Origin of the sequence: Chondromyces crocatus, assembly GCF_001189295.1 — a bacterium.
GTDB classification, from domain to species: Bacteria; Myxococcota_A; Polyangia; order Polyangiales; family Polyangiaceae; genus Chondromyces; species Chondromyces crocatus.
In genome coordinates this window covers 10,457,264-10,480,232 of sequence record NZ_CP012159.1, presented here as the reverse complement: position 1 = coordinate 10,480,232, position 22,969 = coordinate 10,457,264, and the positions used below count along the sequence as shown (strand labels likewise).

The following is a 22,969-nucleotide window of genomic DNA, read 5'->3' as shown; positions in this document are numbered from 1 at the left end:
TCCACGAGCTACCCGCGTGCCGCCCACGCGCCACGTCGCACCCACGCGTCATGATGCCACGTGTCAATCCAGCCGCGCTGTGCAGGCGTGCTGTACTCCCGGGAGGGGCTGGTAATTCGCCGAGGTGCGAAGTGCTAGGGACTTTGCAGGTAGGCCAGAGAACGGCATCATTCACCGATGCGCGCGCGATTGCTTGTCGGCTCGTCCTTGCTCTCCTTCCTGATGCTGGCTTCTTATGGCTGCGCGGAAAGTGACTCCATCACGGCTCCCACGACGACGGGGGGAGGCAACGGTGGCGCCAGTGGATCGGGCGGAGGGACCACCACGACGACCTCGACGACCACGACGACGAGCACCACCTCGGCCTCGGGCGGCGGTGGCGGTGAAGGAGGGCAGGGGGGTGAGGGCGCTGGCGGCGAAGGAGGCCAGGGCGGCGGCACCGTGGATCCGTGTGCCACCGGATGCCCCGACGGCTTCTGGGACATCGACGGCAATCCGCTCACGGGCGTGTGTGGCTGCGAGTACGCGTGCGAGCAGACCTCGGTCTCCGTGGACCCCATCGACGACGATTTCATCGACGACAATTGCGACGGCGGTGACGGCCTCACCGAACAGTGCGTCTACGTGTCGGCGAGCCAGGGCAGCGATGCCAACGCGGGCACACGTCAGAGCCCGATGCAGACCATCTCCGCCGCGATCCAGCAGGCGCAGGCCGCGGGTGTGCCGTCGGTCTGCTTGTCGGGCGAGATCTACGAAGGAACGATCTCCGTGGTCTCCGGCATCAGCATCTACGGCGGCTTCGATCACAACGACACCGACTTCAAGTTCCGGCGCAAGCCGACCGTGACCACCACCGTGCGGGCCACGGGGACGGTGTTCGATGCACCCCAGATCGACAGGGAAACGCACCTCGAAGGGATGACGATCGAAGCGCTCCGGTCACCGAGCGTGGGCACCACGACCTACGGCGTGCGGCTGGGCGGCGGTCTCGGCGAGCTCTATGTGCGCTACAACGTGATGACCGTGCAGGCAGGCCAGGACGGCTCCAACGGCACGCATGGCACGGCCCACGCGAGCGGAGTGGCCTCGTCCGGCAATGGAGGGCAGAACGGCTGCAATGGCTGCAGCTCGATGGGGGCGGGTGGCCCCCAGACGGCCTGCGTCGAGTTCGGGGGAAGAGGCGGCGACGGGGGGTACAACAACACCGGCGGCCAGAACGGCTCCGCTGGAAGCGGCAGTGCTCCAGGAGGGAGCAGTGGAGGGTCGTCAGGGCGTTGCTACACGACCAGCCCCAGTGGCCAGCCTGGCTCGCCCGGGTTCAGTCCCGCCCAGGGAGCACCCGGCGCGGGCGGTGCCGTGCTGGGCTCCATTGCAGGCGGGCTCTATTCGCCGGCCAGTGGCGGCAACGGGACGGCGGGCTCCAATGGCCGAGGTGGCGGCGGTGGCGGCGGTGGCGGCGGCGGCTCCCAGTGCTTCTATACCTTCGGGGTCTGCGTCAACGAGTGCAGCGCCGATCGCGGTGGCGGCGGTGGCAGCGGCGGCTGCGGAGGGCTGGGCGGTGCGGCAGGCCTCGGGGGCCAGGGGGGTGGCGGCAGCTTCGGCATCTTCGCGGCGGCGGGCAGGGTGATCATCACCGACAACACCATCTCGACCGGCAACGGTGGCCGCGGAGGCAACGGGGGGAACGGCGCCGCGGGGCAGCTCGGGGGACAGCCTGGATCCCCGGGCTCGGGCGCCGATGACTCCGGCTCGGGCGCGCCTGGAGGCGCGGGCGGAAACGGCGCTTCGGGCGGCCCTGGTGCCGGCGGTGGTGGTGGACCGAGCGCCTGCCTCGCACGTGGTGGCGGTGTGAACTTCACCTTCGGGGGCAATACCTGCGTGACCGGCGTGCCCGGGTTTGGCGGCACGGGTGGTTCGAATCCCACGGGCGGTGTCGCTGGCGGTGGGCAGACGGGTACGGCCGCACCGAACCTGCAGATCAACTGAGCCGAGCGCAGCGACGCTGCGTCACGGCCACCGGCCCCACGGCCAGCGCTTCCCTCAGCGCATGATCAGAGGGACGGGAGCCCGAGGCCTCCACGTCTCTCTGAACCCTCACGGTCCCGCCAACGTGGGCCAGGGTCGAGCGACGCGAAACGACGAGAGCGACCCGTTCTCCTCGCGTGGGTCTGCGCGAAAGGACGACAGCGCTCCGTTCTTCTCGCATCGATGTCCGCGAAAGGACGACAGCGATGCGTTCCCCTCGCATCGATGTCCGCGAAAGGACGACAGCACTCCGTTCTTTTCTCGCATCGATGTCCGCAAAAGGACGACAGCGATGCGTTCTCCTCGCATCGATGTCCGCAAAAGGACGACAGCGATGCGTTCTCCTCGCATCGATGTCCGCAAAAGGACGACAGCGATGCGTTCTCCTCGCATCGATGTCCGCGGAAGGACGACAGCGCTCCGTTCGTTTCTCGCATCGATGTCCGCGAAAGGACGACAGCGCTCCGTTCTTCTCGCATCGATGTCCGCGAAAGGACGACAGCGATGCGTTCCCCTCGCATGGTGCCATGCGAAAAACCGCGAACCATCCGTCCCCCTTGCAGCGCTGCGTCCTGTCCCCGGTGGGGGGGAGGCGAGTGTGCCACGGTAACTGCGCCACGATGTGGCAAGGCAGGACGCTGGTGTCAGCAGGGGAGCCACCTTTCCGGGCCAACGAGAGGATTGTGAAAGCCGCGTATCGCGTCGGCATGACCGTTGCTCCGCGTCGTCGTGCGGGGCTTCCGCTCGGCTTTGTGGAGGTGGGTGATGCGGGGTTGCTGGCTTGAGCGATGCGCGTGGACGCTGATGGTCGTCATGGGGGCCAGCGGTGGACTGACGGCCTGCAGTGGGATGGACAGGCTCGGCGACGTGGGCGAGCCCGGTGAGATGGACGGGAACCAGGGGAGTTCGGGCACGGGCGCGGGCGACTATGGCGCCCAGGCCCCCCCGACCTCTCCGTATCCCGAAGAGCAGCCCGAGGAGACCTTCACCTGCGCTGGGCTCGATGAGGAGAGCGCGGCGGTGCTCTACCTGTCCTCCGACGACTCCAACTCGATGGGCTCTCCAGCCCAGGTCCGAGAGCTGCTCCGCGAGGGGATCGCGCCGTCGCCCTGGACGATCCGGACCTACGAGTTCCTGAACTACTACCGCATCGCCTACAACGCCGCGCCCGACGGACAGCTGCGCATCGTGCCGCAAATGCAGGAGGCCGAGGAGCCAGGCCTCTACCACCTGCAGATCGGCGTGCGATCCCAGGACCCCGATCCGGTCCGCAGGCCGATGACCCTGACCTTCGTCCTCGATACCTCGGGGTCCATGGAAGGCATCCCCATGGCGCGGCAGAAGGCGGCGGTGGAGGCGCTCTCTGCCGGCCTCACGGAGGGCGACGTCGTCAACATGGTCACCTGGAACACGACGAACGCCGTCGTTCTGAGTGGGCACATGGTGAACGGCCCCGACGATCCGGGCCTCCAGGCCGCCGTGAACGCGCTCTCGGCGAGCGGCGGTACGGACCTGGAGAGCGGCCTCGCCTTCGGTTACCAGCTCGCGCTCCAGCACTACGGCCCCGATCGGCTCAACCGGGTGATCCTCATCAGCGACGGCGGGGCGAATGTCGGTGTCACCTCGGCGGAGCTCATCGCCAACCACTCCGAGGATGCAGACCGGGAGGGCATCTACCTGGTCGGGATCGGGGCCGGACCAGCCAGTGGCTACAACGACGCCCTCATGGACGCGGTGACCGACAAGGGGCGCGGCGCGTACGTGTACCTGGACAGCACCCAGGAGGCCCTGGAGGTGCTCCGGGACCGGTTCGACGAGGTGATGGAAGTCGCTGCGCGAGGCGTGCAGGTGGAGCTGACGCTGCCCTGGTATTTCAAGATCGAGCGCTTCTACGGCGAGGAGTACTCCGAAGACGCTTCCGAGATCGAGCCGCAGCACCTCGCGCCCGGCGACGCGATGATCTTCAACCAGATCGTGCGCGCCTGTGATCCGGATGTCATCGATCTGGAGGATCCCATCCGGGTGACGGCGCGGTGGGAGTCGCCGCTTACCTATGAGCGACGCGAGGTGGCGGTGGAGGCGAGCGTCGGGCAGCTGCTCGCCGCCGACACGAAGCAGCTCATCAAAGGGAGAGCGATCATCGCCTACGCCGAGGCGCTCAAGGAGGGAGACTCCGCGGCGCTGAGGAATGCGCACGATCAGGTGGTGGCTGCCAATCCGAACGGTGCGGATCCAGAGCTCTCGGAGATCGCGCAGCTGCTTCAGCTTCACCCCTCCTATTGACCTGAAGATCGACGGAGCCGGGCACCCGAGAGCCTTCCCGGCTGGACCCGCTGGACGGCAGAGAGCGTCGTGTAAGGGCACGGCTTTTGCTGGGCCTCCGCCGCGGGTCCTCTGCTTGGCTTCCGGGAGGTGGGTGATGCGAGGTGGCTGGAGCAACCGGTGCGTATGGACGCTGAGGGTCGCCATGGCTGTCAGCGTGGGGCTGACGGCCTGTGGTGATCCCGACGAGGGCGACGGCGCGGGCTCGCCTGATGGGAACGATGGGGGGACCACCTACACGACGACGGACAACGCTCCAGGTTCCCGACCGCTCCGACTCCCCGATGAGCAGCCGGCGGAGGCGTTCATCTGCGCTGGTCTCGATGAGGAGAGCGCGCCCCTGCTCTACCTCTCGTCCGACGACGCCAACTCGATGGGCTCTCCAGTTCTATCCCGCGAGCTGATTCACCTGGGGGCTGCGCCATCGTCCCCGCTGATACGGACCTACGAGTTCTTGAACTACTACCGCGTCGCCTACGAGGCCGCGCCCCAGGGTCGGCTGCGCGTCGTGCCGCAGATGCAGGAAGCCGAGGAGCCTGGCCTCTACCACCTGCAGATCGGGGTGCGGTCCCAGGATCCCGATCCAGTCCGCAGGCCGATGACCTTGACCTTCGTCCTCGACACCTCGGGGTCCATGAGAGGCAGCCCCATGGAACGGCAGAAAGCGGCCATCGAGGCGCTCTCTGCCAGCCTGACGGAGGGCGACATCGTCAACATGGTCACCTGGAACTCGACGAACGCCGTCGTCTTGAGCGGGCACATGGTCAATGGGCCCGACGATCCGGGGCTTCAGGCCGCGGTGAATGCGCTCTCGGCGAGAGGAGGCACGAACCTGGAGAGTGGCCTCGCCTTCGGTTATCAACTCGCACTTCAGCACTACGGCCCCGACCGACTCAACCGCGTGATCCTCATCAGCGACGGCGGCGTCAATGTCGGAACCACGTCGGCGGAACTCATCGCCACCCACGCCAAGGATGGGGACCAGGAGGGGATCTACCTGGTCGGGATCGGGACCGGACCCCCTTCAGGCTACTTCAACACCCCCATGAACATCGTGACCGACAAGGGGCGCGGCGCGTACGTGTACCTGGACAGCGTCGAGGAGGCCTGGGACGTGCTTCGTGACCGGTTCGACGAGGTGATGGACGTCGCCGCGCGGAGCGTGCAGGTGGAGCTGACGCTGCCCTGGTACTTCCGAATCGAGCGGTTTTACGGCGAGGAATACTCCGAAGACGCGACCGAGATCGAGCCGCAGCACCTCGCCCCCGGGGTTGCGATGGTCTTCAACCAGGTCGTGCGTGCCTGTGATCCGGAGGTCGTCGATCTGCAAGATCCCGTGCGGGTCACGGCGCGGTGGGAGTCGCCGCTCACCTACGAGCAGCGCGAGACGACGGTGGAAGTGAGCGTCGGGGAGCTGCTCGCCGCCGACACGACGCAGCTCGTCAAAGGGAGGGCGATCATCGCCTACGCCGAGGCGCTCAAGGAGGGGAACAACTGGGCACTGAAGGAGGCCTACGCTCAGGTGATGGCTGCCAATCCCGGTGGTGCGGATCCGGAGCTCTCGGAGATCGCGCAGATCATCCAGATACACCCCGGGTACTGGCCCTGATCCGAGGATGCGGTCCTTCTCGCATGCCACGGTCGCCGAGCCACGATGGCGCAAGGCAGGACGCTGCTGTCAGAGGTCCAGCCATCCTCCTCGACTCGCAGGACGACAGATGAGCCAGATCATCGCACGGGTACGGTCATTGCTGGGCTCTGTGCGAAGGGCTTCTGCTTGGCTTCTTGGAGGTGGGTGATGCGAGGTAGCTGGCTCGAACGGTGCGCGTGGACGCTGATGGTCGCCGTGGCGGGCTGTGGAGGGCTGACGGCTTGCGGTGATCCGGACGAGGGCCTCCTGGGCTCGTCGGAGGTGGGCGGCGGGGACTACGGGGGGACCTCCACCACCACCAATGCCGGTGAGGACCACGCTCAAGCGCCCACGGAGTCCGAAGAGCCGCCCGAGGAGACGTTCACCTGCGCGGGCCTCGACGAGGAGAGCGCGCCGGTGCTCTATCTGTCGGCCGACGACTCCAACTCGATGGGCTCTCCAGCCCAGGCCCGCGAGCTGCTTCGCGCGGGCATCGCGCCGCCTCCCTGGACGGTGCGGACCTACGAGTTCCTGAACTACTACCGCATCGCCTACGAGGCCGCGCCCGATGGTCGACTGCGCATCGTGCCGCAGATGCAGGAAGCCGAGGTGCCAGGCCTCTACCACCTGCAGATCGGCGTGCGATCCCACGATCCCGCGGCGGTCCGCAGGCCGATGACCTTGACCTTCGTCCTCGATACCTCGGGGTCCATGGGGGGCAGCCCCATGGAGCGGCAGAAGGCGGCGGTGGAGGCGATCGCTGCCGGTCTGACGGAAGGCGACGTCGTCAACATGGTCACCTGGAACACGACGAACGCCGTCGTCTTGAGCGGGCACATGGTGAACGGCCCGAGCGATCCTGGGCTTCAGAACGCCGTGAACGCGCTCTCGGCGAGCGGAGGTACGGACCTGGAGAGCGGCCTCGCCTTCGGTTACCAGCTCGCGCTACAGCACTACGGCCCCGACCGGCTCAACCGGGTGATCCTCATCAGCGACGGCAGGGCCAATGTCGGGATCACGTCGACGGAGCTCATCGCCAGCCACGCCGAGGACGCGGACCAGGAGGGCATCTACCTGGTCGGGATCGGGGCCGGACCCGCGGACGGCTATCACGATGGGCTCATGGACGCGGTGACCGACAAGGGGCGCGGCGCGTACGTGTACCTGGACAGCACCCAGGAGGCCTGGGACGTGCTTCGGGACCGGTTCGACGAGGTGATGGAGGTCGCCGCGCGCAGCGTGCAGGTGGAGCTGACGCTGCCCTGGTACCTCAGAATCGAGCGCTTCTACGGCGAGGAGTACTCCGAAGACGCGGCCGAGATCGAGCCGCAGCACCTCGCCCCCGGCGACGCGATGGTCTTCAACCAGGTCGTGCGCGCGTGCGATCCGGAGGTCGTCGATCTGCAAGATCCCGTGCGGGTGACGGCGCGGTGGGAGTCGCCGCTCACCTACGAGCAGCGCGAGACGACGGTGGAGGCGAGCGTGGGGGAGCTGCTCGCCGGCGGCACGACGCAGCTCATCAAGGGCAGGGCGATCATCGCCTACGCCGAGGCGCTCAAGGAGGGAAGCTCCACGGCGCTGAGGGATGCGCAGGCTCAGGTGGTGGCTGCCAATCCCGGCGGCACCGATCCGGAGCTCTCGGAGATCGCGCAGCTCCTCCCGATGCATCCCTACTTTTATTGATACTGATTATTGATCCAAATACCTCGCGCCTCGACGCCTCGCGAGGCCGGCTTCTCTCCTCACGCGGTGAGGGACGCTCGTGCGCGCGAGGCACGGCACCTGCGAAAAAACCGCGTAAATTCTGCGGTAACCAACGGAGTTCGTAAGGGACTGGCCATCGACGCCGCGCTCCACTAGAGGTCAGGGGTCGATGAGTACCATCGCTGCCCCCTCACAAGCCCAGCGCCTCACGCTCTTCTACCGCGAGTTCATCGGGAAGAAGATCGCGATGGCGCTCAGCGGCGTGGTCCTGTTCGGCTATGTGGTCATCCACATGGCGGGTAACCTGCAGATCTTTGCAGGTCGTGAGCAGATCAACTCCTACGCTGCGCAACTCCACAGCTCGGCGCCCGTCCTCTGGGGCGCGCGCGTCGTGCTGCTGACGGCGGTGCTCGTGCACATCTACACCGCCATCTCCCTCACCCGACAGAGCCGAGCAGCCCGCCCGGAGGGATACCGGAAGACGGGGCAGCGGCACCCGAACTTGCCGGCCCGCACCATGCTCTTCAGCGGGCTCGCCCTCGCCGCGTTCATCGTCTTCCACCTGCTGCACCTGACGACGGGCACGGTGCATCCGCAGTTCGCCGATCTGAAGCCGTACGACAACATGGTGTCTGGCTTCCAGATGCCGGTCGTCGCGCTCTTCTACGTGCTCTCCGTGGCGCTGCTGGGCGCCCACCTCTACCACGGCGCGTGGAGCATGTTTCAGTCGCTCGGCATCAGCCACCCGCGCTACACCCCGGCACTCAAGAAGTTTGCGGTGGCCTTCGCCTTCCTGCTCACCGTTGGCTTTTCTCTCGTCCCGCTTGCTGTCCTCTTCGGCGTGGTCCGCTGAGGTCGCCCCGGAGGCACGCTCTCGATGCAGCTAGACGCCAAGATCCCCGAAGGTCCCATCGACAAGAAGTGGGACAACCATCGCTTCAACCTCAAGCTCGTCAACCCGGCGAACAAGAGGAAGCACACCATCATCGTGGTCGGCACCGGTCTCGCCGGTGGCGCTGCCTCCGCATCGCTCGCGGAGCTCGGCTACAACGTCAAGACGTTCTGCGTTCAAGACTCCCCGCGACGGGCCCACAGCATCGCGGCGCAGGGCGGGATCAACGCCGCCAAGAACTACCAGAACGACGGCGACAGCATCTACCGCCTCTTCTACGACACGGTGAAGGGCGGTGATTACCGGGCGCGCGAGGCGAACGTGCACCGCCTCGCCCAGATCAGCGTCAACATCATCGACCAGTGTGTCGCGCAGGGCGTGCCCTTCGCCCGCGAGTACGGTGGCGTCCTCTCGAACCGCTCGTTCGGCGGCGCGCAGGTGTCGCGCACCTTCTACGCGCGGGGTCAGACGGGGCAGCAGCTCCTGCTCGGCGCGTACCAGGCACTGATGCGTCAGGTGGGCCGCGGCGCGGTGAAGATGTACCCGCGGACGGAGATGCTCGACCTCATCGTCATCGACGGCAAGGCGCGCGGCATCGTCAGCCGGAGCCTGGTCGACGGGAAGATCGAGGTCCACATCGCCGACGCCGTGGTGCTCGGCTCGGGTGGATACGGCAACGTCTTCTTCCTCTCCACGAACGCCAAGGGCTCCAACGCCACGGCGATCTGGCGGGCGCACAAGCACGGGGCCCTTTTCGGGAACCCCTGTTACACACAGATCCACCCGACCTGCATCCCCGTCTCCGGCGACTACCAGTCCAAGCTCACCCTGATGAGCGAGTCGCTCCGGAACGACGGTCGGATCTGGGTGCCGAAGCAGAAGGGCGACAAGCGCTCCCCGGAGCAGATCCCCGAGGACGAGCGGGACTACTACCTGGAGCGGCGCTACCCGAGCTTCGGCAACCTGGTGCCCCGTGACGTGGCGTCGCGCAACGCGAAGATGGTGTGCGACGAGGGGCGCGGCGTCGGGCCGACGACCCTCGGTGTCTACCTCGACTTCGGTGCGTCGATCGAGCGGCTGGGCAAGGCGACCATCGCCGAGCGCTACGGCAACCTGTTCGACATGTACGAGCGCATCACCGGCGAGGACCCGTACGAGGTGCCGATGCGCATCTACCCGGCCATCCACTACACGATGGGTGGTCTGTGGGTGGACTACAACCTGATGAGCACCGTCCCCGGGCTGTTCGTGCTCGGCGAGGCGAACTTCTCCGACCACGGCGCGAACCGCCTGGGCGCGAGCGCGCTGATGCAGGGGCTCGCGGATGGCTACTTCATCATCCCGTACACCATCGGCAATTACCTCGCGTCGGAGAAGTTCGCGAAGGTCGACGAGAAGCACGCCGCGGTGAAGGACGCCGAGCGCGCCGTGCGCGAAAGGCTGGAGAAGCTGCTGGCGGTGAACGGTACCCGCACCGTCGACTCGTTCCACCGCGAGCTGGGCAAGCTGATGTGGGACAACTGCGGCATGGCGCGCAACGCGAAGGGCCTCACCCACGCGCTCGAAGCCATCCCGGCGCTCAAGGAGCGCTTCTGGAAAGAGGTCCGCGTCGGTGGTTCTGGCGATCTCAATCTGGAACTGGAGAAGGCCGGCCGCCTCGCCGACTTCTTCGAACTCGGTGAGCTGATGTGCCTGGATGCCCTCGTCCGCGAGGAATCGTGCGGAGGTCACTTCCGCGAGGAGTTCCAGACCGCCGAGGGCGAGGCGCAGCGCGACGACGAGCGCTTCTGCCATGTCGCTGCGTGGGGGTGGGCGGGAGAGGGCGAGAAGCCCGTGCTCCACAAGGAGCCTCTCGAATTCAAAGAGGTCAAACCCAGCCAGCGGAGTTACAAATAATGCGTCTGAAGCTCCACGTATGGCGGCAGAAGGGGAAGGGGGCCGCCGGCTCCTTCACGACGTACGATGTGCCCGAGGTCAGCGAGCACATGTCGTTCCTCGAGATGCTCGACGTCCTGAACGAGCGGTTGATCGAGAAGGGAGAGGATCCCGTCTCCTTCGATCACGACTGCCGCGAAGGCATCTGCGGCATGTGCGGGTTCATGATCAACGGCCAGGCGCACGGGCCCCTCAAGGGGACGACGGTGTGTCAGCTTCACATGCGTCACTACCGCGACGGGGATGAGCTGTGGCTCGAGCCGTGGCGCGCGACGGCGTTCCCCATCATCAAGGATCTGATGGTGGACCGAAGCGCGTTCGACCGGATCATCGCGGCGGGTGGATTCATCTCGACGCCGGCGGGCAGCGCTCCCGACGGCAATGCGATCCCCGTGCCGAAGGACAAGTCCGATCGGGCGATGGACGCTGCCGCCTGCATCGGTTGCGGGGCGTGCGTCGCCTCGTGTCCGAACGCCTCGGCCTCGCTGTTCACGGCCGCCAAGGTGACGCACCTGAACCTGCTGCCCCAGGGCGCACCGGAGCAGGACCGTCGCACGCTGGCGATGGTGGCGCAGATGCGGTCCGAGATGTTCGGGCACTGCACGAACGTCGGGGAGTGCGAGGCGGTGTGCCCCAAGCAGATCAGCCTGGAGAACATCGCGAAGATGAACCGCGACTACGTGCAGGCGGTGTTCAAGTACCGCGAGCCCTCGGCCGCTGGCGGCTCTGGATGAACACGGTGTGCGCGGCGCTGCCGGGACTCGACGTCGGGTCCCGCGAGCGCTGCGTCAGGTAGGGGGGCGACGGCGAGCCGCTGCGCGCGGCTCGTCGCGTGGCACCGCCGTCAGGGAGTGGGGCTGCAGCTCGACGCGAACGCCGGCAGACCCCAGTTCCACTGCGGGAACTCGATCTTCGGGTAGTACATCACGAACCCGAAGCACATCTCGTCGCTCGTATCTTCACCGAACTGGACGTTGGTCGGCGTCGGGTTGTTCCAGGCGCAGCGTGTCCGGACGAGGTCCCCTGGCTTGAGCTTGGTGGAGACGTCCAACCACGCCTGGCTGTCGAAGTCCCAGGGATCGGCCGAGCCGAGGTCCACGGGGGGCGAGCTGCCTCCCGGGAAGAGGGACGTGGCGATCTGTCTGCCGAGTTTGTGCATGTGCGGCATGCCCGCGATGATGTTGAGCTCGGGGATGTAGTTCGGGATGGAGAGGTCACAGGTGAGGTCCTGCGATCCATTGGCGGGGATGTTGATGCTCGTGGTGCCGAACGCCATGATGTCGGCGTCGTTGGGCCTCAAGTTCGTCGTCGAGCACAGCCGGTAGCCCGAGCTGTCCTGCTCGCCAGAGAGCCCCATCAGGTTGCTGTAGTGCACCTGGAGGATGAAGTGGGCCGTCCCTTCGACAGGGAACCCGGCCTCCGCGGGTAGCTGGAGGGCCTGGCCACCCGGCGCCCAGACCCCCATCAGGCGGCCCATCGTGGCGCCGCTGCAAGGCCGCGGATCGGTCGAATAGGGAGCGTCGGCAGCGAACAGCAGCATGTGGTGGACGATGGTGCTGTTGTCGATGAGCGGCGCGAGCGTGGTGATGTGGCGCCTTCCATCGAGCTGGAGGGTGACGCCGTAACACATGTACGCATCCTCGACCTGCTGCGGCATGACGTACGGGGACGTTGGTTTGAGCTCGATGTCGGGCGTGCATCCCAGCGGGGCCTCGCCGCCGGCACCACCCGCACCACCGCTTCCGCAGCTCTCCGCGCTCGCTGGAGCGCCCGCGGCCACCCACGCATCCAGAATGGCGGCTTCGTCCCCCGACACGCGCGCGTTCGGCGGGGGGGGCATCGGTTTCGCGTCGTCGTGGATCCGCGTGCCGACCAGCTCGTAGATGCGCTTCGAGCTGTCGCTGCGCGCGGCGGCGTGCAGATCGTCGTGGGTCACCAGCGGGTTGGGCGCGCCGAATTTCGGCGAGCTGTCGTGGCAGGAGCGACAGTTTTTCTGGAGGACGGCCTCCACGTCACAGGGCAGTCCGGAGCCTGGACCACTCCCGCCCACGCCTCCAGCGCCCCCCTGGCCGCTCGTCGACGTCGACGTGCTGTCGTCATTTCCTCCGCCGCAAGCCAGGGCGAGGAGAGGCATGAGTGCAAGGAGTGACAAGGCAGCACGCATCGAGGTTCTCCTGAGAGGGAAGGCGGGCTGGCCGTCGCCGAGGTTCGCGCTCGGCCGGAGAGAACCCAGCGAGCGATTCGGAGAGCGGCGACGCGCGGAAGGAACGATCCAACCTACCACGGCGCGTCCAGCGGCATGACCTCGCACCTTCCCGCCGACTCGATCCTCACGGAAAGAAAATTGCAGCCTCTGAACTGACGTCTCCTCGCTCACCAGGCGATGGGCTTCCTCAGCGCGCCCAGCCTCAGCGCACCCAGCCTCAGCGCCCGGCCTTCGTTCGTCTCGTCTCCGTGCGCTTCGCCTGGGCGCGCCGTCTCGACCTGCCTGGATGACGGGGCTGCGGTGCGCACCGATCTCCGACGAATGGGGCGGTCCCCTCGTGACGAACCGGCGCCGAACTCATGGTCCGGTCGCAGCTAGGATAAAGGCTGTCCTACCCTCCACACGCCCTCATTGACGCACTCATCCCATTTCGGACATTGTACCGGACCCGTCGCGCCCATAGTCACGAAACGCCGCGCAGGCGTTCGAGGTAATGGGACGACATGATGGAGCCCACCCCGTCCTCGGAGCGGCGAATCGCCATGACTCCGGAGGCAACGTTCGTGTTCCGTGCGTTCTGATGAGGAGATTGCATGATCCGGAAGAAGCTGCTTCGTGGTCTCGCGTTGACGTCGTTGTTCATTTCCGCAGCGGCATGCCAGGGGAATGACGAAGAGACCCTCTTGAGCCCTCGTGACGAGCGTGGGGCGGACATCCTCGCCCACCTCGCCGCCCTCCCGGAGGCGCGTGTTCTGCAGCTCGATCACGCAGCCATTCCGCGCATGGTGATGGGCGATCTCGGCGCGTTGCAGGTCGCCGACGCCCTGGAGAAGACGGACTTCAATGCCGCGCTCACCGCGATTGCGCCGATCTTCAGCGCCGACGCGGGAGAACTCGTGCTCCGACGAGCCCGCACCGACGAGAACGGCGAGCAGCATTTCCGGTTCTCTCAGGTGAAGAATGGCCTGAAGGTGATTGGCGCGGAGCTTCTCCTCCACGTGCGCGATGGCGTCATCACGGCGGCCAATGGCAGCGCGCGCGCCGATCTGGAGGCGCCGGCGGCCGCCGTCATCGACGCGGATGAAGCGCGCCGCATCGCGCGAGACGCCACCGAGGCCAGCGACGTGACGGTGAAGGGCGAGGTGGAACTCGCTTATTACCTGGCCGAGGGGAATGCGGAGAAGCTCGCGCTGGTGTACTCCGTCGATGTCGTCGGAATGGCGGAAGACGATGTGCCCGTGCACGATACCGTCCTCGTCGACGCGATCGATCGGACGATCGTCAAGCGATTGCCTCATGTGCACCTCGCGCTGAACCGCAGGGTCCACAATGCGGGAAACACCACGACCCTGCCGGGGACGCTGGCGCGCACCGAGGGGCAGTCTCTCGTGGGTGATGGCATCGTCAACACCAACTACGACTGGCTGGGCGCCGTCCACGATTGTTATCGGATCCTGCTGCTGCGCGACTCGTTCGACGGGGCCGGGGGGACGATCACGAGTACCGTTCGTTATGGCGTGAACAACGTGAACTCGTTCTGGAATGGCTCGCAGCTCGTCTTCGGCGGCGGCAATGGGACGACGGTCGGCAACCTCGCCTCCGCGCTGGATGTGACGGCCCACGAGTTCACTCACGCCGTCACCCAGTACGAATCGAACCTCGCTTACACGGGCCAGTCCGGCGCGCTCAACGAGTCGTTCAGCGACATCATGGGCAGCCTCTGCGAGTGGTTCATCGATGGCGAGGTCGTGAGCGCAGACACCTGGAAGATCGGCGAGGATGTGTGGACGCCGGCGATCTCTGGCGATGCCATGCGGTACCTGAACGATCCCTCGCTCGATGGGAATTCGATCGATCACTTCGCGGACTACACGCCGGGGATGGATGTGCATCACGCGGCGGGGATCTCCAACCTGGCGTTCCATCTCCTGGCGCAGGGAGGGCTGCATCCGCAGGGGCGGACCACGGTGAACGTCACCGGGCTCGGCATCGAGAAGGCCGCGAGGATCTTCTTTTCGGCGAACGCGAACTATTTGACGTCGAATGCGAGCTTCGAGGATGCCAAGTTCGCCACGCTGGCCGCGGCCTACAGCATCGTGGGCAACCTGGCCGATCAGGATCAGGTGATTCGAGCGTGGGAGGCCGTCGGCGTGGGGACGCCCAATCCGACGCCGCTCCAGAACGGGGTGGCCGTCTCCGGGCTGAATGGCGCGGTCCGAGGGCACCTTTCGTATTTCAGCCTCGAGGTGCCCGCGAGCGCCTCGAGCCTGTCCTTCAACATCTCCGGTGGGACGGGAGATGCCGATCTCTACGTCCAGTTCGGCACCGTCCCGACGATGACCTCTTACCAGTGCCGTCCCTTCGCCGCTGGAAACTCCGAGACCTGCACGATCACCAACATCCAGCCCGGCACCTATCACATCATGCTCCATGCCTGGTCGCCCTATGCGGGCGTCTCGCTGCAGGGGTCGTTCTCGGCGCCAGCGGGCCATCAGCACCTGGTCATCAATGAGATCGATTACGACAACATCAGCACCGACAACGCCGAGTATGTCGAGATCTACAACCCGACCAGCCGCGCCGTGGACCTCGCCAGCCATTCGCTCGTCTTCGTCAACGGTGGCGACAACGCCGTCTACATGACGGTCGACCTGAGCTCCGCTGGGATTCTCGATCCCGGGCAGTACCTCGTGGTCGGCTCCACGGCGGTCACTGCGGCGGCCGGTGCGAAGAAGATCAACTGGACGGGCGCGCAATCGAACCGGATCCAGAACGACAAGGAGGGCGTCGCGCTCATCCGCGGAAGCACGGTCATCGACAAGCTCTCCTACGAAGGCAGCATCACCGCCGCGATCATCCCGGGCGTGGGCACCGTGAGCCTCGTCGAGGGCACCGCGCTCGCAGCGTCGGTGGCGGACAGCAACGCGATCGACGTCTCGCTGGGTCGGACCCCGAACGGGCAGGACGCCGACAATGCGAGCACCGACTGGGCGCTCTCCACGAACCTGACGCCCGGGTCCGCGAACCTGTGACCTGAGCCCTGCTGCGTGTGGCCGCGCGCGTCGAACCGAGCGTGGCCACGTCTCCTCTCCCGCCTCGCGCAAGCGCTCCCGGGCGCGCGCTCCTTCGGCTCCAGCCCAGCAGACATCCCTCTTCGCTGCACGACGGCAGCCTTCGCTGCACGACGGCAGCCTTCGCTGCGCCACCGTGGCACCGTCCCTCGAGGCCAGTCAGGTCGCTTGGCGATGCAGGGTGACCCAGTTACGCTGCGGCTTCCCGATCGGCTTCGGAGGATGGCGATTGCCCTGGCGCAGCATCCAGGGGTCATGCCCAGGCCGGTACGACGAGAGACCTCATGCAACCCGGGCAGCACATCACCACCACCCTCCGGCTGGTTCAGCCCCTGGGGAAGGGTGGGATGGGGAGCGTCTGGATCGCCGATCACCTGGGCCTGGGGATCCAGGTGGCGGTGAAGTTCATCGCCCAGCAGCTCCTCACCGACGAGTCGATGGTGCTGCGCTTCCGCCGCGAGGCCATGGCCGCCGCGCAGATCCGGAGCCCGCACGTGGCGCAGGTCTTCGATCACGGCGTCACCTCGGAGGGGCTGCCCTTCATCGTGATGGAGCTGCTGGAAGGCGAGCTGCTCGGCGACCGCGTGAAGCGGCTCGGGGCGCTCCCTCCACGGGACACCGCGCTCATCGTCACCCAGGTCGCCAAGGCGCTCACCCGGGCCCATGAAGCGGGCATCGTTCACCGCGACATCAAGCCGGACAACCTGTTCCTCACCGAGGTGGATGGGGAGCTCCTCGTGAAGGTCATCGACTTCGGCGTCGCCAAGCAGGGGAGTCATCAGGACGCAGGCATGACCACGACGGGGAGCATGGTCGGGACCCCGCTCTACATGAGCCCCGAGCAGCTCTTCAGCGCAAAGCACACGGATCACCGCGCCGATCTCTGGTCGCTGGCGGTGGTCGCATACCACGCGATGACCGGGCGCCCACCGTTCACGGGCGACACGCTGGGGGCGCTGTCGGTGGCGGTGTACACGGGCGTCCATCCGTTGCCGAGCGCGGTGCAACCGGGCCTGCCGCTGGCGATCGACGCCTGGTTCCACCGGGCGCTGCAGCGGGAGCCGCAGCACAGATTCCAGTCGGCCAGGGAGCTTTCCGAGACGCTGGAGCAGGCGGTCATGGGGGCTTCCTGGACCGCGTGGTCAGGTACGGCGCTGCCTGCTCCCGTCCTCGGCGCGGAGGGAGCGCTTCAGCCTCCCGAGGGGCTGGACAGGACGAAGACCTCGCTCTCGCTGAACGAGCCAGCGCCCGTGCTGCCCTTCAGCGCGCTCCCGGGTGGCGCTGCTCCTCTCGACCGGAGCGGTCCTTCCAGCGTCGCCCAGGGCAACCTGGCGGTGAGCGCGGTGCCTCGAACGGGGCCTTCGACGCGGCCGCTCGTCACCCTCCTCCTCGTGGCCTGCCTTGCCGCGATCGGCGGGGCCGTCGGCGCTGTCCTGCTTCTCCGAGGTGGCGAGGTGCCTGCGGGGGCTGCGGGCACGTCGACGCTTACGAGCGCGACGATGCTCGGCTCGACGGCGGAGGTCGACACGCGCCCGGTCAGCTCCACCGTCGCGACGGTGCTGGTGGCGGCTCCCCCGGAAGCTGAGCCCACGGCTTCCCCCGCGGCTTCGGAGACGACTCGCGAGCGTCCTGCTGCGGCGCCGCAGAGCGTGCAAACGTCACCCTCGAAGGCGACGGGCGCTGCGACCCCGTCTCGGCCCGCGGGGCGCACAGGCCCCGTCTCGGGCTCCACGCCGAAGGGGACGCCCAGGCCCACGGCCACACGGGACACCATCGGCTTCTGACACGACGACCGCCGATTTCGACCGCCGATTTCGACACGACGACCGCCGACCGAAGCCCCCCCCGCAGCTCCGGTCGAGGTGGGATCACCCCTCCTGGACGGTCACCTTCTTCATCTGCACCGGCGTCACGGGCCGGTCGTTGCGGTCGGTGGGGGTCTTCTCGATCGCGTGAACGACGTCCATCCCGGACGTCACCCGACCGAACACCGGGTGCTTCGACGGCCCCGGCGAGAACCAGTCGAGGTAGCCGTTGTGCACGGTGTTGACGAAGAACTGACAGCTACCGCTGTTCGGAGCGCCCGTGTTGGCCATCGACAGCGTGCCCGGCTCGTTCGAGAACTTCGCGTCGGCCGGGTGCTCGTCACGGATGGTGCCGTCGGGGCTGTCGCCCGTGCCTGCGCGCGGCGACTTCGGATCGCGGCTGTGGGGGCACCCGAACTGGAGCATGAATCCGTTGATGACCCGGTGGAAGTGGAGGCCATCGTAGAACCCGCTCTTGGCGAGCTTGAGGAAATTGCCTGCGGTGATCGGCATCTTGTCGAGGTACAGCTCGACGGTGATGTTACCGAGCGAGGTCTCGAGGAGCGCAGTAGGGTTCGCCATGGCGCGCAGGCTAGCACGCAGACGCCGCCTCGTGGCCATCGCTGCTCGACTCAGGTCGTCTCGACCCGCAGCCTCGCGCGCAACATGAGCGCGCCGATCAGGTCTTCTTCCGCATCGTTGCGCTTCGACCAGCCCAGCGCGAGGTACTGCAAAAGCTCCCCGAACCGCGGCCCCGCTTCCTCGATCCGGCCCTGAGGCCGCAGCAGCGCGAGGCGATCCCCGTCCGATGCGAGCGCCAGCACACCTTGTGACGACGCGCCGGTGAGCGCCGAACCCGTGAGCTGCGCGATGGGATACCACCCTTGCTGCGCTGCGCTCCGTAGCGTCGGATCGGCCTCGAACGCCTGGTAATCCTCTGCCCGCAGGAACCGGAGCGCCCCCTCCACGCGCCCGATGGCGAGCTCGCGGTAGAGGTCGCGCGGATCGGCCGGATCCGCCCAGTCGTAGACCCGCGCGAAGGCGCGGTAGGTGTCCGGCGCGATCACCTCGGCGACCTGCGGTGGTGACGCGACGGCGCCGCGCCCATCCACCCTGCGCAGCGCGCTGTTGAGCCGCCTGACCTGCTCTTCGATGGCCGCCGCGTCGGCTCCCACCAGGCGCACGTCGACCCGCCGATCGGCCATGAAGAGGGCCCCCACGAGCGCCGGGACCACGGCGACGCCCAGCTCCTTCGAGAGGAAGGTCGAGCCTCGGTGCGGCTTCGCTGCGGTCTCGATGACCTGCGGCGCCACCTCGTCGTCGTCGGAGTCGTCGGACGTCGACGGGACCTCGAGGAGCTTCGCCCCCCCCGCTTCCGGTGTCTCGAACCCCACCTCGACGCCTTCGTCCTCCTCGTGAACGAAGTACCGCTCCACCCCGCGCGCATCGAAGCGCCACCCATCATCGTGGAGCGCGCCTTCCGTGTAGGTGATGGCGTAGAGCACGGCGTCGGCATGTCCGAGCGCCGCCGCGGCATCGAGCACCCCCAGCGCGGGTGGCAGCTCGTCCTCGAACAGCTCGCAAGCGTGCTCGAACTCTTCTTCCTCGGCGCCTCGCAGCACCTTCCGCCCGCTCGCGTAGAACGCGGCGCTCCAGCCCGGGAGGCCCGGGAGGGGTGCGACCATCAAGCGTGGGGCCGGGACGTCCCAGCCGCCCAGCGCGACGGCGAAGCCCTGGGAGAGAGCGCGTTCGGGGACCTCGGCGGGGCGGAAGAGCAGCGCGGCGAAGGTGGTGGTCATCGGGGGCAGTCCGCCGCCGAGTATAGCGCTTTGCTGCGTGTCAGCGCTGGCGTAGCGCGTATTTCACCCCATCCAGCAGCGAGCCGAGCGTCACGACCCCTTCCAGATCCACCCCCAGCGAGAGCATCGATTGCGCCATGGCCGGGCTGATCCCGGTCAGGATCACACGCGCTCCGAGCAACCTCACGGCCCTCGCCCCCTGGAGGAGCAGCTCGACCACGGTGGCGTCGAAGTCGCCCGTCGCCGTCACATCGAGGATCACGAGCCGCGCCTTCCGGCTCGACACGCCCTCCAGGAGCTGCTCCAAGAGCTGCTGCGCGCGGACCGCGTCCAGCGCGCCCACGACGGGGATCACCAGGGCATCGTCGGTGAGCGGGATGATGGGCGTCGAGAGTTCCCGAAGGGCGTCTCGGTGTGCCATGAGGGCGCGCTCTTCGGCGCGCCGTTGCTCGGTGATGTCGATGGAGATCCCTCCCACCGCGAGCACGTGACCCTCTCGGTCGACGAGAGGGAACTTGATGGTGCGATGGGTGTGCAGGCCATCCTCGTACGGCGCCGACTCCTCGATGTGGCTCACCTGGCCCGTGGCGACGACCTGCGCGTCCGTCTCGTGCCACTTGGCGATGATCTCGGGCGGAAAGAAGTCACTGTCCGGTCGCCCGATGACGTCGGCCGTGTCGAGGCCCAGGTAGCTCGCGCCTGCGTGATTGATGAAGATGATTCTCCGCGACTCGTGCTCTCGCGCATAAACGAGACCCGGCACCTGATCGATGATCGTCTGCAAGGTCCGATCGCTCTGGATGAGGGCTGCTTCCAGCTCGGCGATACGCTGGCGGAGGACCGCGTTCTCGGCCTCCAGGGAGGCCTGGGTCGGGTCAGCTTTCGACATCCTCTCAGCGTATCGCCGGAGAAATCACTGGCGACCTCGAGACGCCACGAAATGGCATCTGGACGTTGCGGAGAATGGAGAACTCGTGATCTCGAATACGCCTCGCGCGGTTCAGTTCTCGAGGCTGAGGTCCAGGATCTCTTCGAGCGCGCGGGTCTCGTCGTTCCAGTAAGAGGCCGTGCCGAAATGGGGCCACGTGCGCGGGAAGATCGGATCGTGCCAGCGCCGCGCCAGCCAGGCCGCGTAACGCACCATCCGGAGGCCTCGCAGTGGCTCCACCAGGCGCAGCGTGCTCCAGTCGAAGCGCCGCAGGCGCTCGTAGCCCTCCACCAGCACCGCGCGCTGTTGCATTGCTTCCTCACCACGCCCGGGCGCCAGCAGCCAGAGATCCTGCACCGCCGGCCCGATGGCCATGTCGTCGAAGTCGACCAGCCGGAGCAGCCCATCGCGCAGCAGCAGGTTCCCGAGGTGCAGGTCCCCGTGCAACCGATGCACCTCCACGCCCCGCATCCGCTCGTCCGCGAGGTCGGCGATCCGCCGCGCGGCCGTGACGTAGCGCGAGGCGATCCCTGCCGGCAGCGTCCCCCGCGCCTCCATCCAGGTGAGCTCTTGCCGCACGAAGGTGTCGGCGTCGATCCGCGGCCGGTGCTGCCCGGGCCGCCCAGCGCCCACGTTGTGCAGCCGCGCGACGAGCATCCCCAGCCGCTCCAGCAGCTCGTCGTCCAGCTCGTCCGGAGCGCGCCCCCCGACCCGCTCGAAGAGACAGTAGTAGATCCCCTCGATGCGCCGCAGCGTGCTCCCGTCCTCGAACGGCCTCGGCGCGCACACGGGCAGCTCGTCCTCCAGAAGCTCGGCCAGGAAGGCGTGCTCCTCCAGGAGCTGCGCCTCGGTCCAGCGGCCCGGGCGATAGAACTTCGCCACCACCCGTGTCCGGTCTTCGCGCTCCACCTCGTAGACGCGGTTCTCGAACGAGTTCAGCGGGTAGCACACCGGGTTGCAGCGCACCCCGGCGGCCTCGACGGCTTCGAGGACCTTGAAAGGCGTCAGGGAGAAGAACAGGTCGTCCGTGGCAGGTTCGCTCACCGGGACATCCCTAGCGCGAGGGCGTGCCCCCGGCGAGCGCTCTCAGTCGGCGGGCCAGGGATTGGGCGGATCGGCGGGCTCGTACGGGATCACGTCCGCCTCGGCCTGGATCAGGTTCGCGATGAACATGTCCACGTAGCGCAGATCGTCGGCGACGTCGGCGTCGGGCGTCTCGGTCAGCCAGGTGGCGACGTTCGGCCTGAGCGCCTCCAGCGTGCGCCGTGCCGTGCGCGGATCGCTGTCGTAGGCCAGCTCCGCGGCGAGCTTGAAGCCAGCGAAGAGGTTGAGCATCACGAACCCCTTCTCGACGGTCTTGTCGGTGAAGTAGCCGCCCGCAGGCGGCGCGTCCGGCGTGTTCGGCGCGGTGATCTCGGTCTCCTGCGTCACGAGCGCGCCCGTGACCGGGTGCCGGTACTGGAGCGAGAGTGAGCCCACCGCGTAGGGATCGGCCACCGCCGTGGCGCCCGCACGCGGCACCAGCTCCAGCAAGATGGCCCCGCCACCACCGCGTCGCCCCTCCGAGATCGGCTCTTCCGAGGACTGGCGTCCCGCGAGGAACAGGCTGGGGATCGACACCGTCCCGCCTCCCTCGCCGGTCTCCCACCCGTTGGTGCCGTACACCCCGCGGATCGTGTACCCGGAGCCCACGCTCACATCGAGCTGCGCGTCCAGCGCCACCGGCACCAGGAAGGTCTGCACCTCGTCGGCGAACACCTCCACCACCGCCCGCGGGTCTTCCAGGAAGTAGAAGTTGCCGGCGCCCACCTCGCTGAGATCGCGCATCACCTCCACGTCGAAGTCTCGACCCACCCCGATGGTGGTGATCCCGACACCGAGCCGCGCATACCCCTCGGCCAGCGCGCGCAGCTTGCTGGGGTTGACCAGCCCCGTCGTCGACACGCCGTCCGACATGAACAGCACCCGGTTCTGGTAGCCGGGATCGAAGTGCTGCTCCGCCACCTTCAGCGCCGTGAACAGCCCATCGTACAGGTTGGTGTTCCCCGCGGCGTTGAGGCCCTGGAACGCCTGCTCCAGGACGCCGACCTCGGTGGCGTCCACCCGGTCGAGCTGCACCTTCGCCTGGCCGGCGTACGTCACCAGCGACACCTTGTCCGTCGGGCGGAGCGCCGGGATCATCTCCGCGAGCCCCGCCTTCAGGTAGGTCATCGGCTCCCCGGCCATCGACCCGCTCACGTCCACGGCGAGGACGAGGTGCAGCGGCGGCCGGGGCATCGAGGCCACGTCGATCGGGCTGTTCATCCCGACCTGGATCAGCGTGCACGTCGAGCCGCTGATCATGTTGCCCATCACCCCGAGCAGGCCGTGCATGCACACGTCGTTGCCGCAGTTCGGTGTCGGGTAGTCGAGCTTGTGCTCGGCGAAGAACCCGAGGTCGTCCAGCGTGCCAGGCCCGGGGATGCCACCGTCTTCGAGGATCTGCCGGAACAGGCCGAAGTCCTGGGCGCCTCCCTGCGAGACGCCCGTGCTCCCGGGACCTCGGGGCTCCGCGATGGAGGCGCCCATGTCGGCCGTATCGCCGCCGCATCCAGCCAGAGGCACCGCCACGAGCGCCAGAACGAAGGGAATCTTCTGCATCCAGGATCGCAT

15 protein-coding genes are annotated in these 22,969 nt (G+C 67.4%); 9 read left to right on the top strand and 6 right to left on the bottom strand.

Annotated features, from left to right (window positions below):
- The first annotated feature begins 177 nt into the window (after positions 1-177).
- The 7 genes from CMC5_RS37995 to CMC5_RS37965 all read left to right on the top strand — a co-directional run bounded on the left by CMC5_RS37995 (position 178) and on the right by CMC5_RS37965 (position 11,242).
- A complete protein-coding gene (locus CMC5_RS37995) occupies positions 178-1,986 on the top strand; it encodes a hypothetical protein (RefSeq protein ID WP_050434980.1) in 1,809 nt (602 codons plus the stop codon).
- Between the two features lie 843 nt (positions 1,987-2,829).
- Positions 2,830-4,308 (top strand): vWA domain-containing protein, encoded by a 1,479-nt coding sequence (locus CMC5_RS37990; protein WP_050434979.1) that lies wholly within the window; start codon positions 2,830-2,832, stop codon positions 4,306-4,308.
- A 184-nt stretch (positions 4,309-4,492) separates the two neighbouring features.
- On the top strand, positions 4,493-5,956 hold the full coding sequence (locus tag CMC5_RS37985; RefSeq protein WP_050434978.1) for a vWA domain-containing protein: 1,464 nt from the start codon (positions 4,493-4,495) through the stop codon (positions 5,954-5,956).
- A 189-nt stretch (positions 5,957-6,145) separates the two neighbouring features.
- Positions 6,146-7,660: a vWA domain-containing protein gene (locus tag CMC5_RS37980; protein ID WP_050434977.1), complete on the top strand. Its 1,515-nt coding sequence runs from the start codon at positions 6,146-6,148 to the stop codon at positions 7,658-7,660.
- A gap of 190 nt (positions 7,661-7,850) precedes the next feature.
- Positions 7,851-8,534: a succinate dehydrogenase cytochrome b subunit gene (locus tag CMC5_RS37975; protein WP_050434976.1), complete on the top strand. Its 684-nt coding sequence runs from the start codon at positions 7,851-7,853 to the stop codon at positions 8,532-8,534.
- Between the two features lie 24 nt (positions 8,535-8,558).
- Positions 8,559-10,469: a fumarate reductase/succinate dehydrogenase flavoprotein subunit gene (locus CMC5_RS37970; RefSeq protein ID WP_050434975.1), complete on the top strand. Its 1,911-nt coding sequence runs from the start codon at positions 8,559-8,561 to the stop codon at positions 10,467-10,469.
- Complete coding sequence (locus tag CMC5_RS37965; protein WP_050434974.1) at positions 10,469-11,242, top strand: succinate dehydrogenase/fumarate reductase iron-sulfur subunit; 774 nt, start codon at positions 10,469-10,471, stop codon at positions 11,240-11,242. Before CMC5_RS37970 ends, CMC5_RS37965 begins: the two co-directional genes overlap by 1 nt.
- 110 nt (positions 11,243-11,352) lie before the next feature.
- On the opposite strand, the gene CMC5_RS37960 is transcribed toward CMC5_RS37965, so the two are convergent.
- Positions 11,353-12,672, bottom strand: coding sequence for a monooxygenase (locus tag CMC5_RS37960; RefSeq protein WP_082363174.1), 1,320 nt, complete (start codon positions 12,670-12,672; stop codon positions 11,353-11,355).
- A 635-nt stretch (positions 12,673-13,307) separates the two neighbouring features.
- Between CMC5_RS37960 and CMC5_RS37955 the strand changes: the two genes are divergently transcribed.
- The gene (locus CMC5_RS37955) at positions 13,308-15,746 is read left to right on the top strand and encodes a M4 family metallopeptidase (protein ID WP_050434973.1); all 2,439 of its coding nucleotides are present in this window, start codon (positions 13,308-13,310) and stop codon (positions 15,744-15,746) included.
- Positions 15,747-16,069: 323 nt separating this feature from the next.
- Positions 16,070-17,569 (top strand): serine/threonine-protein kinase, encoded by a 1,500-nt coding sequence (locus CMC5_RS37950; RefSeq protein WP_050434972.1) that lies wholly within the window; start codon positions 16,070-16,072, stop codon positions 17,567-17,569.
- An 84-nt stretch (positions 17,570-17,653) separates the two neighbouring features.
- On the opposite strand, the gene CMC5_RS37945 is transcribed toward CMC5_RS37950, so the two are convergent.
- The 5 genes from CMC5_RS37945 to CMC5_RS37925 form a co-directional block, all read right to left on the bottom strand.
- The gene (locus CMC5_RS37945; RefSeq protein WP_050434971.1) at positions 17,654-18,172 is read right to left on the bottom strand and encodes a peptidylprolyl isomerase; all 519 of its coding nucleotides are present in this window, start codon (positions 18,170-18,172) and stop codon (positions 17,654-17,656) included.
- A gap of 50 nt (positions 18,173-18,222) precedes the next feature.
- Positions 18,223-19,389, bottom strand: coding sequence for a hypothetical protein (locus CMC5_RS37940; RefSeq protein WP_050434970.1), 1,167 nt, complete (start codon positions 19,387-19,389; stop codon positions 18,223-18,225).
- A gap of 40 nt (positions 19,390-19,429) precedes the next feature.
- The gene (locus CMC5_RS37935; protein WP_050434969.1) at positions 19,430-20,278 is read right to left on the bottom strand and encodes a PAS domain-containing protein; all 849 of its coding nucleotides are present in this window, start codon (positions 20,276-20,278) and stop codon (positions 19,430-19,432) included.
- 111 nt (positions 20,279-20,389) lie between these two features.
- Positions 20,390-21,361 (bottom strand): serine/threonine protein kinase, encoded by a 972-nt coding sequence (locus CMC5_RS37930; RefSeq protein WP_050434968.1) that lies wholly within the window; start codon positions 21,359-21,361, stop codon positions 20,390-20,392.
- A 42-nt stretch (positions 21,362-21,403) separates the two neighbouring features.
- Positions 21,404-22,969 carry a vWA domain-containing protein gene (locus tag CMC5_RS37925; RefSeq protein ID WP_082363168.1) on the bottom strand — a complete coding sequence of 522 codons (1,566 nt, stop codon included), beginning with the start codon at positions 22,967-22,969 and terminating at the stop codon, positions 21,404-21,406.